This window comes from Pseudomonas sp. 14A (assembly GCF_018132745.1).
Taxonomy (GTDB): domain Bacteria; phylum Pseudomonadota; class Gammaproteobacteria; order Pseudomonadales; family Pseudomonadaceae; genus Aquipseudomonas; species Aquipseudomonas mercuritolerans.
Genome location: NZ_JAGRQJ010000001.1, coordinates 1 through 13,609 on the forward strand (window position 1 = coordinate 1; position 13,609 = coordinate 13,609).

Here is a 13,609-nt window from a genome sequence, read left to right on the forward strand (position 1 = left end):
CCGATGGTAGTGTGGGGTTTCCCCATGTGAGAGTAGGTCATCGTCAAGATTAAATTCCGAAACCCCAATTGCGAAAGCAGTTGGGGTTTTGTTTTAGTAGAAGTTCCTGTTTTTGCTGGCGTGTTACCGTGTTGACGGGCCAGATAAAGAATTTCTTGACGACCATAGAACATTGGAACCACCTGATCCCATCCCGAACTCAGCAGTGAAACGATGTATCGCCGATGGTAGTGTGGGGTTTCCCCATGTGAGAGTAGGTCATCGTCAAGATTGAATTCCGAAACCCCTGTCTGCTAACGCAGACAGGGGTTTTGTCATTTAAGCGTGTACGAAAGATCAGGCTGTTCTTCGGATCCTGGTGCTGCGTCTTGCCTGCCACTTGCGCCACCAAATATAGACGCCCGTCCCTGACAACCCCGCAATCAACACACCCAGTACCGCGATCATTACCTGCCCTGTCACCCCGATGATCCGTCCCCCATGTATGGGCAACTGGAGTCGATAGAACTGCTCTCCAAGCGTGCCCTGTCCCGCGATCTCCTGTCCCAATAATCGGCCATCAGTACCGTGAAAGAACAACCAGGATTTACCGTGTGCGTCCGTATCGTGCTGTCCAAACCCTGCACCGTAGAAGTTGTACTCAAAGCTGTAATACAACTCGCCGATTGTCGCCGTCAGTCCTAATCGTTTCCCTTCCTCCAATGCCCTTTCGTACGCCTGTTGATAACTTAGCTGTGTCGTCCCTAGTTGATTGGCGGGCATTCGTCCTCTGGCTTCATAAACGCTCGGCTCGATGGACGAAAACAACGAAACTGCAGGCTTGAACACTTGGCTCGGCAAGTTCATCGCCACGCTGCTGACGGCGATCGGTAACAGCAGCAGCCACAACCACAATCCTCCGGCGCGATGCAGATCGAAGTTCAAGCGGTAGGCATGCCCGCCTTTGACCCTCCAAGCAGTCGCCCACTTCTTCCAGAAGGGCTTGCCACGCGGCAAGGTCAGCCACAATGCGACAAAACAGTCGATCACCCACGCGATGGCCACCAGGCCCATCAACAGCAGTCCCCAGTTATCGGGCAATGTCAGGTTGTAGTGAAACTCCAGAATGAACGGGATGAAGTTCTCCCGCTGAAAACAACATTCACCCCAGTAGCGCGCGCCTTTTTGCTCCGCGCTGATCGGGTCCAGATAGAACACCTGATTGCGCTCATCGAACGGCTGGCCCGTCGCCGGATCTTTACGCGGAACGGCCGCCAGCAGCGCCGTATGCCCCGCCTCATGCGGATATTCCATGTACCAGACTTGCAGTTTCGGATGTGCAGTCTGCACCGCATCTACCAACGCGCCCGGCGACAAGCGCTCACCCACTGACGTCGCTTCGTAGAACTGCGGATTCAGCCACTCATCCAGTTCGTGATTGAACGCCAGCACACTGCCAGTCAGCCCGGCCAACAATAAAAACACTGCTGTAGCCAAGCCAATATATCGATGCAAGCAAACCAGAAACGCACGCATGTAAGACACCCCGAAGAAACGACAAAGCCAGCCCCTGATAGCAGGGGCTGGCTTTTTTATGCACAGGACATAGCTTTAGAACTGATAGCTGACGGTCGCCGCTACGTTGCGCTCTTCGCCCATGTAGCAGAAGTTCAGACTGGCGCAGGACGCGACATAGGATTCATTGGTCAGGTTGTTCGCGTTGAGCCGTACATCCACACCTTTCAAGCCGACCTTGCCCAGGTCATAACCAATCGAGGCATCGAACAGCGTGTAAGACGGCACCTTCATCGTGTTCTCCGCATCGGCCCAGCTGTAGCCAACATAGCGCACCCCACCACCCAAGCGCAGGCCATCAAGTGCGGCGCTGTCGAACTTGTAGTCAGCCCACAGCGAGGCCATGTGGCGCGGCGCTTGAGTTGGCGAGTTGCCCTTGTTCTCGATTACATCAGTGGGCGTGCTCAAAGTACTGATCATCGATTTGGAATATTCGATATCAGTGAAGGTGTAACTGCCGAGTACTTTGAAGTTATCGGTCAGTTGCATATGCGCTTCCAGTTCCAGACCTTGCGAGCGTACGGCGCCGACCGCGCGATAGAAGTTCTCCTGCGGTAGTTTGGTCGCGAGGTTTTCCTGATCGATGCGAAACAGCGAGGCGGTAAACAGGTTGTCAGTGCCCGGCGGCTGATACTTCAAGCCGACTTCCCACTGCGTGCCATCGGTGGGGGCCAGTGGATTGCCGGCGCTGTCGGCATAGGAGTTCGGGTTAAACGACTCGGAGTAGCTGATGTATGGCGCCAGACCGTTATCAAACAGGTATAAAGCGCCGGCACGCCCAGTGAGTTTCGTGCGCCGATCATTGATCTCTGTACCCACCGGCCGCCCCGCTTCGGCGATGCGGTTTTCATCGGATGTCTCGACCCAGTCCTGACGCAGGCCCAGCGAGAAGCGCCATTTGTCCATCTCGATCAGGTCTTGCAGATACACACCGGTCTGCTCCAGACGACGCAGATAGCTGGTGTCGCCGTACATCTCGATCGCTGAGTTACCGTACACCGGATTGAACGCATTGATTGGCGCGAGGCCACCGCTGGTCCAGTCGACCACGGTTTTGCGCCGTTGATAATCCGCGCCCATCAGCACCGTGTGCTTGGTCGCGCCGGTGAAGAATTCGGCCTGCAGCATGTTGTCGACGATGAACGCATGCAGCCGCTCATCACCGCCGGTGTAATAGCGGTTCAGTTCATTGCTGGTCGGGGTGGTCCAGCCATAGGCGTAGACCTGATCCATGTTCACTTTGGAATCGAGATAGCGGAAGTTCTGCCGAGCGGTGAAGACGTCGTTGAAACGATGTTCGAACTGATAGCCGAACGATTGCTGGTCACGGGAGTAGCCGTCGATCCCCGGCTCGCCCTCGAAGAAGCGCGGCGAGATGCGCTCGCCATTGCGCTGATGGATCGTGCCGTCCGCCGGAACGCCGCCGTGATAGCCGCCGTCCGGATCGTGCTGCAGATAGGCTTGCAGAGTCAGCGAGGTGTCTTCGCTGAAATCGATGCTCAGCGTCGGCGCAAGGGCGAAGCGTTTTTCCTTGTTATGGTCGAATTGCGTGTCGGACTGATCGCTCAATCCGGTCAGACGATAGGCAATGCGCTTGTCGTCATCGACCGGGCCGCTGAAGTCAAACCCAACCCCACGCTGGCCTTGCGTCCCCACTGTGGCCTGCACCTGATGATAAGCCTCATACAACGGCTTTTTGCTGGTCAGCGCGACCAGACCGCCGGGCGAGCTACGGCCGTACAGCACGGACGACGGGCCTTTGAGAATGTCCACACGCTCGAGGAAATACGGATCGACCTGCATGGTGCTGTAGGTGCCGCTGTCACCCATCGACTTGAGGCCGTCGAGGTAGATGTTGTCCACCGAGCCGTCGTTGAAACCGCGCATCGCCACGTAGTCGTAACGATGGGTGGCGCCATACGGGTTGGTCAGCACACCCGGGGTGTAGCGCATCGCTTGCGAGACGGTTTGCGAACCCTGGTCATCCATTTGCTCTCGCGTCACTACCGATACGCTTTGCGAGGTCTCCAGCAGCGCGGTACTGGTCTTGGTGGCGATCTGGCTGTGGGTGGCGTTGTAGCCGGCCATGCTGCCCAGGGCGTTTCCGAGGGCGAAGCCTTTGATGTCGGTGGTCGGCAAGGCCAGTGCTTCGCTTTCAGCGACTGGGCGCAGGATGTAGCTGCTGCCGTCCTGGCTGACGGCTTCCAGTCCGGTACCGCCGAGCAAATGGCTCAAGGCCTGATCGGTCGAATATTCACCCTGCGCGCCGGGAGATTGCTGACCTTGAGTCTGTTGTGGCGTCATCGCCAAGGTGATGCCGGCCTGCCGGGCGAACTGATTCAATGCCTCGCCCAATGGCCCTGCAGCAATGTTGTAGCGGTGGCTGATCTCGGTGCCGGCAGTGTTGGCGGCCAGACTCAGACTTGGTAATACGCTGACGCCCAGCGCGGAGGACAACAGTGCTGCCCGAACCGCATGGCGCAGCGGTGCCGATGGTGCAGTGAAATTCAGAGGGTTCTTACAAATGGCGCGGACAGTCATTGTGGATTTCCGTAGGCAGTCGCGGGGGCTGAGTTGAAGTGCTTACTGACTAAGCCGGACTGCCTGCGAAAACCCGCCAAAAATAATCACACCGCACGTTCCAGGGTCACCCACCAGCGGGTGCGATAACGCAATTGCACCGGCAGCGTCTGCGGCAGGACCGCCAGTAGCCTGTCGGTGTCCTCCAGACGGAACACCCCAGAAAGGCGCAGGTCTGCGATCTCCGCCGAACAATTGAGATAACCGGGGCGATAACGGCCGACTTCAGCGAGGAAGTCGCCCAGGCGCATATTGCGCGTGACAATCAAACCGTCGAGCCAGGCGCCCGCATCCATATCCGGCGTCGGCGCTGCGCGCAAACCGCTTTGATCGACCAGAAAACTCTGCCCGGCGAGTGCTTCGAGGGAATGACCGCCAGCGCGAACCAACACCCGGCCACGGGTAACGCTGAGCCGCGTGCACTGTTCTTCCTGACGCAAAATGAAACGCGCATCGACCGGCGCATAAGTGCCGTGGCGATTCTGTATGCGCAGCGGTTGATCGGTCGCCGCACCCTCGTCAGAGCCGCCGCAGGTAACGATGATCTCGCCACGGGTCAGTTTGATCAGGCGCTGCTGCGCGGTGTAATCCAGATCCACGGCGCTGGCGGTGTTGAGTTCGATGCGCGTGCCGTCGGGCAACTGGAAACCGCGCCGTTCGCCGGTCGCCGTCGCGTAGTCGGCACTCCATTGCTGCCAGGCGGCGCTGTCCTTGGCCAGCCACGCGGCGGAGCCCATCAACAGCGCGCCCGTCAACAACTTCAAGGCCTGGCGTCGGCCTAGCCCCTGCGCACTGTTTTCCAAGGTGTTGAAAGCGACCTGCGCACCCGGCACGGCGCGCAGACTGGAACTCAATTCGGCTTGCAGCGACTGCACCCGCTGCCAGGCGATTTCATGTTCATGATGCTCGGCGCGCCACTGCTCACATTGGCGAGTCAGCCGCGAATTGCCGTGGTTGTTGCGCAGCCGCAGCAGCCAGTGAATCGCTTGCTTGACCACGTGTTGGCGCGGTTCGACGCGGCGAGCGAATGAGAGGTTATCCACAGGCATCAGCTTTCATACCGCAACACATAGCAGTGATACAGCGCATCGGCGACGTAGCGTTCCACTGAACGTACCGACACGCTCAACTGCTCGGCGATCTGTTTGTGGGTCAAACCTTCGCACTGTGCCAGGAGAAATGCCTGACGCACTTTCGGCTTAAGTCCTTCGAGCATGCGCGCAATGCTTTCCAGCAGTTCCAGCACCAACGCGCACGATTCGGCGTCAGGTACTTCGCCTTCAGGCAAGTGAGCAATGGTTTCCAGATAGGCCCGCTCGATTTCCTCGCGGCGCCAATGGTCTATCACCAGACCGCGCGCGATGGTTCGCAAGAAAGCTCGGGGCGCTTTCAGTTCGAGGCGTTCGGTACGTTGCAGCAGGCGCAGGAAGGTGTCCTGAGCCAGATCCGCTGCATCCGCTGCGTTGCCCAGCCGCGCGCGCAGCCAAGCGTTGAGCCAGCCGTGATGACTACCGTAAAGCGCCTGTACGACCAACTCAGGTGAAGACATGACCACGCCAGCCCGAACGTCACAAATGATAATTAGTCGCATTGTCATCAAGGGTTACAGATTTTGCAACTGTCGCCCCCATGTCGATGCGAAAAATTCCCTCGCAGCCGCTCTGGCACGCCGTTCGGCGGGAATCCTGCACAAACCCGGTTCATTTCTCACGCGCCCCTAAGATTTCTCCGCCGCTGGCCGACAGACTGGTGAGAAATGCGTGCACCAAAGTAGAGCGGCCGGAAGAACGCTGCCTGCGCCGTACATGGAATGTTGCATCCGGAAACGCATCCCCACTTTTGGCATAAGAAGTCCCATGAAATGAATCTCAAGTTCAGCCATAAAATCCTCCTGGCCGCTTCGGGCGTCGTGGTCCTGGCGTTCGCGTTGTTCACGCTCTACAACGATTATCTGCAGCGAAACACCATTCGCCAGAACCTGCAGTCCTCCGTGCAACAGGCCGGTGACCTGACCGCCAGCAGCGTGCAGAACTGGATGAGCGGACGGATTCTGGTGCTGGAAAACCTCGCGCAGAACGTTGCCCATCAGGGCAAGAATGCCGACCTCCCCGGCCTTGTCGATCAACCGGCCTTCACGTCGAACTTCCAGTTCACTTATGTCGGGCAGGCCAACGGTGTCTTCACCCAGCGTCCCGATGCGAAGATGCCGGACGGTTACGATCCGCGTCAGCGCCCTTGGTACAAGCAGGCCGTGGCGGCCGACAAAACCATGCTGACGCCGCCGTACATGGCGGCCGTCGGTGGCCTGGTGGTGACCATCGCCATGCCGGTGAAAAAGGACGGTGAATTGCTCGGTGTGGTCGGCGGTGACCTGAGCCTGGAAACCCTGGTGAAGATCATCAACTCGGTGGACTTCGGTGGCCTCGGCCATGCGTTTCTGGTCAGTGCCGACGGTCAGGTGATCGTCAGCCCGGACAAAGACCAGGTGATGAAAAACCTCAAGGACATCTACCCGAACACCAGCGTGCGCATCGAGAAGGGTAACCAGAACGTCGTGCTCAACGGTCAGGAACGTATTCTCTCGTTCACTCCGGTCAGCGATTTGCCGAATGCGCAGTGGTATATCGGTCTGTCGATCGATCGCGACAAGGCCTACGCCGCCCTCAGCCAATTCCGCACCTCGGCGCTGATCGCCATGTTTGTCGCAGTCGCGGCGATTGCGTTGCTGTTGAGCCTGTTGATCAACGTGTTGATGCGGCCGCTGACCACCATGGGCCGCGCGATGAAAGACATTGCCCAAGGCGAGGGCGATCTGACCCGGCGTCTGGTGGTCGAGAGCAGAGACGAGTTCGGTGAACTGGGCAGCGCATTCAACCAGTTCGTTGAACGGATTCACGCATCGATTTCCGAAGTGTCGTCGGCGACCCGTCACGTACATGACCTGTCGCAACGGGTGATGGCTTCCTCCAACGCTTCGATCGTCGGTTCCGATGAGCAAAGTGCACGCACCAACAGCGTCGCGGCGGCGATCAATCAGCTGGGCGCCGCCACTCAGGAGATTGCGCGCAACGCCGCGGATGCTTCGCAGCACGCCAGTGGCGCTTCCGAGCAGGCCGATGATGGTCGTCAGGTGGTCGAGCAAACCATTCAGGCGATGACCGAGCTGTCGCAGAAGATCAGCCTGTCGTGCACGCAGATCGAAACCCTGAACGCGAGCACCGACAACATTGGCCACATTCTCGATGTGATCAAAGGCATCTCGCAGCAGACCAACCTGCTGGCGCTCAACGCTGCCATCGAGGCTGCGCGTGCCGGTGAAGCCGGGCGCGGTTTTGCCGTGGTCGCCGATGAGGTGCGCAACCTTGCGCATCGCACCCAGGAATCGGCGGAAGAGATCCACAAGATGATCACCTCGCTGCAGGTCGGCTCGCGCGAAGCGGTGAGCACGATGAACGCCAGCCAGGCGTCCAGCGAGCAGAGCGTGGAGGTGGCGAATCAGGCCGGTCTGCGTCTGGTCAGCGTGACCCAGCGCATCGGCGAAATCGACGGTATGAACCAGTCGGTGGCCGCTGCGACTGAGGAGCAGACGGCGGTGGTGGAAACGCTGAACGTCGACGTCAACCAGATCAACCTGTTGAACCAGCAGAGCGTGGCCAACCTCAACGAAACGTTGAAGGATTGTGATGCGTTGTCGCAGCAGGCGAACCGGTTGAAGCAGTTGGTCGACAGCTTCAAAATCTGATTTTTCAGATTGCAGACCGCGTTATCGTTCTTCGCGAGCAGGCTCGCTCCCACAGGGAAATGCATTCCAAATGTGGGAGCGAGCCTGCTCGCGAAAGCGGTCTGACGATCACCGCAAAGCCTAAGCCTTAGACAAACAGCTTCAGCACATTGCCCATCGCATCATCGGCAAACCCCTGCACGAAATCCCTGAACCCCGGCAATGCTCCATCCCCACCCGCAGCCGGTTCGGCAATGATCGTCCAGGTCACTCGCGACTTCCCTGCGCTCAGCGATTCCACTTGCATCGCCGCCCACAGATTCGCCACCCCCAACGTGTTGTAGATCGTCGTCCAGGTCATGCGCCGCGCCTGTTCATCGCGCGAGTTGAGTTGTTCGACCACGACGTTGCCGTCCTTGAAGATTTTCTTGCGCAGCGATGACACGCCCTCGCCGGTCATTTCGGTGTGCGACAGCGCTGGAATGAATCGATCGAAGCCAGCGAAATCGCCAACGACCGCCCAGACTTTTGCCGCGTCCGCCGGCACTTCCACCGACGACACAACGTGGCAGCCTTGCGGGTTTTTGATCAGGGTGTCGGGTTGCAGATTGCTCATGGTGTTGCTCCTTGTTGATGAGTCAGATGAAGTTGATTTCTTTCAGGTAGTCGCAGCCGCGACGCAGCAGCGCCGGGGATTTCTGTGGGTAGTGCGCGCCCATCTGCTGCACGCCGGCCTCGGCGTTGGCGTGACCGATAAGGGAGATGTCGCCGATGTCTTCTTCGAAGCCGTTGAGGTAGAAACCGAGCACGCCAAACAGCGCGTTGTCGGCGTCGACCCGACTCAATTGCTGCTGCCAGTCGGCGACGCTGACCAGCGCAAATTCGCTGCCGGTTTCGCGGAACGACGCGACGTAGGCATCCCAGCTCAGCGGCTCGGGATTGTGCAGATTGAACACCGCGCGATCCGCTGAATAACGGCTGGCATGAAAGGCGATGAAGCGGGCGAGAAAGTCCACCGGCATCAGGTCGAAATTCAGCGCAAACGCCGGCACCTGACCGAGCTGGATCGAGCCTTTTAGCATCAGCATCAAACGGTTTTTGTGCGGCTGGCAAACGCCGCTGAGGCTGTTGAAACTGATGTTGCCAGGGCGATAAAGATTGACCCGCACACCGCGCTCACGCGCCCGTTCGAGAATGCGTTCGCCGACCCATTTCGACAGGTTGTAGCCGTTGCGAATATAGATCGGCGGCGTCGCTGCGGCGGGCAGTTCCAGCACTCGGCCGGCGTCATCCACGGTGCTGGATGCCGACAGGGTCGAGACGAAGTTGAAGACCTTTTTGCGCTGCCCTTCGCACAGCTTCAGTAGGGCGAAAATCGGCTCGACGTTGTCCGCCGCCAGCGACTCGTAATCGAGTACGTGGTTGACGTTGGCGGCGTTGTGTACCAGCGCACCGAACTCGCGGTCCAGGCGCTGATAATCCTCATCGCCCAGGCCCAGTTGCGGACGGCTGATATCTGCTGCGTAAATCCGCACACGGCTGAGGTCGAGATGTTCGAGACGGTTTTCGCGCAGTGCCTGAGCGAAGCGTTGCGCCGCCGTTTGCCCGGCGCCGTCGCGCACCAGACAGGCCACTTCGCTGGCGCCCCAACCGAGCAGCGCTTCGACGATGTGCACGCCGACAAAACTGTTGGCACCGGTGACGATGACCTTGTGCACATCGCCCATGCGGCTGATCGGCAACGGTTCGATATCCAGCGCGCGCTCGGCGTCGGCCATGGCCTGAGCGCTGAGTATCGCGCTGTCGTCGGTGCCGCGCACCAGCGTCGCCAGTTTGCTGATCGTCGGCAGTTCGATGAAGCGGTTGATCGAAATGCTTCGGCCGAATTCCTCACGCAAGCGCAGCAACATCCGCGACAGCAGAATCGAATGACCGCCGAGATTGAAGAAGCTTTCATCAGTGGAAATGTCGCTGGTCGGCAGTTCCAGCAGTTCGGCCCAGACCTCAAGAAGCAGCGCTTCGTCAGCACTGGCCGGCAGGCATTTCGCAGCGCTGTCCTGCACCGTCACCGGCAATGCCGACAGCGCCTTGCGATCGACTTTACCGTTGCTGGCGAACGGCATCTGCGCCAGTTCGGTCCACGCTACCGGTTGCATGTAGTCCGGCAGAAACTGCCGGGCGTGAGCCTTCAATTCGTCGCGGGCAGTCTCGGTCTGTGGCTGGGCGATAAACGCCAGAATGCGCCGCTGATTGTCGATGACCACGGCAATCTGCCGATACAAGCGGCTCTCGCGCAGGCAGCGTTCGATCTCTTCCGGCTCGACGCGAAAGCCACGGATTTTCACCTGATTGTCGCGTCGCCCGCACAGCTCGATACCGTGCTCGCCCCACTTGGCCATGTCGCCGCTGCGGTAGGCGCGCAGGGTTTCGCCGCCGGGCAGTGACAGGCTCAGATAGCGCTCGGCGGTCTGCTGCGGATTGTTCAGGTAACCGAGACAGACACCGGGGCCGACGATGAACAGCTCACCGACGGTTTGATCGGGCACCGGTTGCAGATCGTCGTCGAGAATCAGCACCCGACTGTTGGCGATCGGCCCTCCCAGCGTGCGGTTGCTGTCGCCCGGTTTGAGCTGGCGCGCGGTGATCAGCACGGTGGCTTCGGTCGGGCCGTACAGGTTGTGCAGGGTGCCTTGGCGGGTCAGTTGCTCGATGACGTACGGCTCGCAGACATCGCCGCCGGTCATCACCTGCACGCTCTCCAGTTGCTCCAGCGGCAGGATGCTCAACAGCGCCGGTGGCAGGAAGGCGTGGGTCAGTTGCCGCCGGCGAATCAGTGCAACCAGCTGCAAAGGATCGCGGCGCTGGGTGTCGTCGGGCACTACCAGTTCCGCCCCTGCGAGCAGGCTGGGGAAGATGTCGATCAACGACGAATCGAAGCTCAGCGAAGAGAACTGCAACACCCGACTCTCGGCGCGCAACTGCACGTAGTCGGTGTACCACGCGGTGAAGTGGGCGAGATTGGCCTGGCTGAGCAGCACGCCTTTCGGATGCCCGGTGGTGCCCGAGGTGTAGAGCGCCATGCACGGCGCATCAAGTTCCGGGCGGTGCTGCATCAGCGGCCGGTCGAGATCGGCGTTCGGCGCTTCGATGCCACTGACATCCAGCCCCGCTATCGACTCGCTGAGCGCCTGCTGTCCATCGTGAAGCAACAGCACTGCGCCGGCGTTTTCCAGGATGTATTGCTGACGCGGCAATGGATGGCTCGGCTCCAGCGGCAAGTACACCGCGTCGCTGCCGAGAATCGCCAGAATCGAGGCGAACAGCGCCGGGCTTTTACCTTGGCAGACGCCGACTACCCACGGCTGCGGATGTTGCTCAAGCAAGGGCAGCAACCGCTGCTGGATCGCCCGGCTGTGGGCGTGCAATTGGCGGTAGCTGATGGACTGTCCGCCGAGGTGCAGCGCCGGTCGTTCGGCATGTTCGATCAGGCTTTGTCGCAGGCGCTCGATCAGCGGGATCTGCGCTTGTTGCAGCAGCGCCGGATTTGCCGTGTCGTTGAGACGGTGGACATACGCCAGTTTGTCGAGAAACAGCAGATCTTCCAGCCGTTCGAAATCCGGCGCTTTGAGGGCCGGGGCATGCCTCAAATAATCGGCGTCGCGGGAAAAGCGGCTGACCAGCAACGCCACTTCGTCGACCACATGGGCGAGCGCTCGTTGGCGTAGCGACTGACCGTTGCCGGACGGCTCATCGCCGATCGGCACACGGCTGATCAGCGACGAGCCGAGAAAGCACAGCAAGTCGAGGGTCGGCAGGCCGCCATGCTCTTGCGCGGCGACACCCAGGCGCAGGTGCAGATGCGGGATGGCGCAGAAGTCGCCGGCAGCGATAAAGCCATCGTCGATGATCAGATCCACCGCCGCTTGAGTGGCGCCCCTGCGGGTCAGTGCATGGCCGTGCTGTTCGAGTTCCCGGGCCAGATCGGTCATGGCCTGGCCGGCGCCGGTGAGCAAAATGTCGAGACGTTTCATGTCGGCCTCCTCAAACCAGATAGTCGCGCAGGGCGTGCTGCACGCACGGTGTGTCGAGCAGCGAGCTGTTGTGGAAAAACCTGACGATGTTGCCTACCAGCGGGTGGTGGCGATTGATCGGGAAGGCCAGTCCGGCGATTTCGTCGCGCAATGAGTGCCGCGTGGTTTCGCTGACCGGCAGCGCGTCGATCAGGCGCAGGTCGAAGGACTTCTGAATGTCGTTGGTCAGGTAATGCCCAATGAAAACCGGCAGAATCTGCGCGATGGTCTCGCGGTCCGCGTCGCTGGCGGTGTGCCAATAGATGCGTACCATCCGCGCCCAGAAACTCGAATGGCGACCCTCGTCGAGCAAGTGGTCGGCCATCAGGCCTTTGATCGACGGCTTGACCGAGTCATCGCGGGCGAACGCGGCGACGTCGCCGGTCACGGTGTTTTCGGCGATCGCCACGCAGATCAATTCCACCGCGCCGCGCAGGTGTTCCGGCGCCAGTGCCACGGCGGCGGGAATTGCCCGGCTCAGTTCGATTTCGTCTGGCAATTGGATCGGTTCGATGCCGGTCAGCGCGACCGTTTGCTGCATGAAATCCATGGCCACCAGCGCGTGGTAATCCTCGTCGACCACCACGGTCATCGCGTCGTAGCGACAGGCGAACGGGAACGCCACGGCAAAGCGATTCTTGGCGATGCTGCGGGCGGTCTTGTCGACGATTTCGGTCTCGAAAATCACTACGTCGTTGATGAATTTGTACAACGTCTGCACCAGGGCGAAATCACGTTGTTGCGGGCATTCACGCAGGAAGGTTTCGCTGAGTACCAGCGGCTGGCGGCTGAGCGGGTAGATCAGGCGCTGATCGTCTTCCAGCAGCCGCCGGGGACGGGTGCGAATGGTCGCGCGGCTTTCCCAGGCGTCGGCGAAGGATTGATAGTCGGCGGCGTTCATTGGGCCACCTCGGCAACTTCCACGCCCATGCTCAGGCGCAGCCCGTCCCACAAGGCGATGCGGCTTTCCACGGCGGCGATGGCGCTGGCATAAACCTCTGCTGCGCGCTGCGGATCGCCGTCGACCAGACGCTCCAGCAACTGCTCGGCGGCGGGGCCGTGATCTTCGGAATCGACTTCGATATGCCGTTGCAGGTAGTAACGGAAGGTTGGTGCCTGTTCGATGCCGATGCCCCAGTCATCGAGAATGCGCTGGAACATCGTCGGAATGACGCTCTCGCGACCGTGCAGGAACGCGGCGGCAACGCTGTGTCCCGGCGCCTCCAGGGCAATGCACAAGGTATCGCGGACAAACTGCGCGGCCGCCGGGTCGACGTCGACGCTCTGCAACGCGACGTCATAACTCACGCCTTCCTGCTGCAGGGCGACAAAGCGCTCTACCGCCGTGGTGCTCGCGCCGATCTCGCGCATCGCATCCAGGTACAACTCGAAGTGGCTGTAATGGCCGGCATCGAGGCGATCGTCCGATTCCTCTCCCAGCACAATCTCGTTGATCAACCGCGCCGCGTGGGGATCGCGCGGCGGCAACCAGGGTAAACGCGTGCAGGTCAGTTCCTGTTGCAGGCGCTTGGTCAGCGACATGAAGTCCCATACGGCAAATACATGGGTTTCCATGAAACGGCGTAATACCGATAACGAAGTAATCTCGGAAAAGATCGGGTGAATACTCAGTTCGGCTTTCTTCTGGGCGAGTAGCTGCTTAGTGGGCATCATGATGTCCTTT

At 60.0% G+C, this 13,609-nt stretch carries 9 protein-coding genes and 1 rRNA gene; 2 read left to right on the top strand and 8 right to left on the bottom strand.

The genetic code is table 11. From position 1 onward, the window contains the following. The first annotated feature begins 154 nt into the window (after positions 1-154). A 5S ribosomal RNA gene (rrf, locus tag PS14A_RS00005) occupies positions 155-270 on the top strand. Between the two features lie 66 nt (positions 271-336). Here the strand turns inward: rrf and PS14A_RS00010 are convergent. The 4 genes from PS14A_RS00010 to PS14A_RS00025 all read right to left on the bottom strand — a co-directional run bounded on the left by PS14A_RS00010 (position 337) and on the right by PS14A_RS00025 (position 5,683). Then, a complete protein-coding gene (locus PS14A_RS00010; RefSeq protein ID WP_212614991.1) occupies positions 337-1,515 on the bottom strand; it encodes a PepSY domain-containing protein in 1,179 nt (392 codons plus the stop codon). Positions 1,516-1,590: 75 nt separating this feature from the next. Continuing rightward, positions 1,591-4,095, bottom strand: a complete 2,505-nt coding sequence (locus tag PS14A_RS00015; RefSeq protein ID WP_212614992.1) for a TonB-dependent siderophore receptor — start codon at positions 4,093-4,095, stop codon at positions 1,591-1,593. Positions 4,096-4,181: 86 nt separating this feature from the next. Further along, positions 4,182-5,183: a FecR family protein gene (locus PS14A_RS00020; protein ID WP_212614993.1), complete on the bottom strand. Its 1,002-nt coding sequence runs from the start codon at positions 5,181-5,183 to the stop codon at positions 4,182-4,184. After that, a complete protein-coding gene (locus tag PS14A_RS00025; protein ID WP_212614994.1) occupies positions 5,183-5,683 on the bottom strand; it encodes a sigma-70 family RNA polymerase sigma factor in 501 nt (166 codons plus the stop codon). Before PS14A_RS00025 ends, PS14A_RS00020 begins: the two co-directional genes overlap by 1 nt. A 312-nt stretch (positions 5,684-5,995) precedes the next feature. On the opposite strand from PS14A_RS00025, the gene PS14A_RS00030 reads away from it, so the two are divergent. Continuing rightward, positions 5,996-7,876, top strand: coding sequence for a methyl-accepting chemotaxis protein (locus PS14A_RS00030; RefSeq protein ID WP_130912507.1), 1,881 nt, complete (start codon positions 5,996-5,998; stop codon positions 7,874-7,876). A gap of 127 nt (positions 7,877-8,003) precedes the next feature. Here PS14A_RS00030 and PS14A_RS00035 read toward each other — a convergent pair whose 3' ends face one another. The 4 genes from PS14A_RS00035 to PS14A_RS00050 are packed head-to-tail and all read right to left on the bottom strand — an operon-like array spanning position 8,004 to position 13,599. Then, positions 8,004-8,471, bottom strand: coding sequence for an SRPBCC family protein (locus tag PS14A_RS00035; protein WP_137216266.1), 468 nt, complete (start codon positions 8,469-8,471; stop codon positions 8,004-8,006). Between the two features lie 22 nt (positions 8,472-8,493). Next, positions 8,494-11,886, bottom strand: a complete 3,393-nt coding sequence (locus tag PS14A_RS00040; protein WP_212614995.1) for a non-ribosomal peptide synthetase — start codon at positions 11,884-11,886, stop codon at positions 8,494-8,496. Positions 11,887-11,896: 10 nt separating this feature from the next. Continuing rightward, complete coding sequence (locus PS14A_RS00045) at positions 11,897-12,826, bottom strand: diiron oxygenase (RefSeq protein WP_212614996.1); 930 nt, start codon at positions 12,824-12,826, stop codon at positions 11,897-11,899. Beyond that, positions 12,823-13,599, bottom strand: coding sequence for a DUF3050 domain-containing protein (locus tag PS14A_RS00050; RefSeq protein WP_212614997.1), 777 nt, complete (start codon positions 13,597-13,599; stop codon positions 12,823-12,825). The genes PS14A_RS00045 and PS14A_RS00050 overlap by 4 nt, the downstream gene beginning before the upstream one ends. Positions 13,600-13,609: the final 10 nt, after the last annotated feature.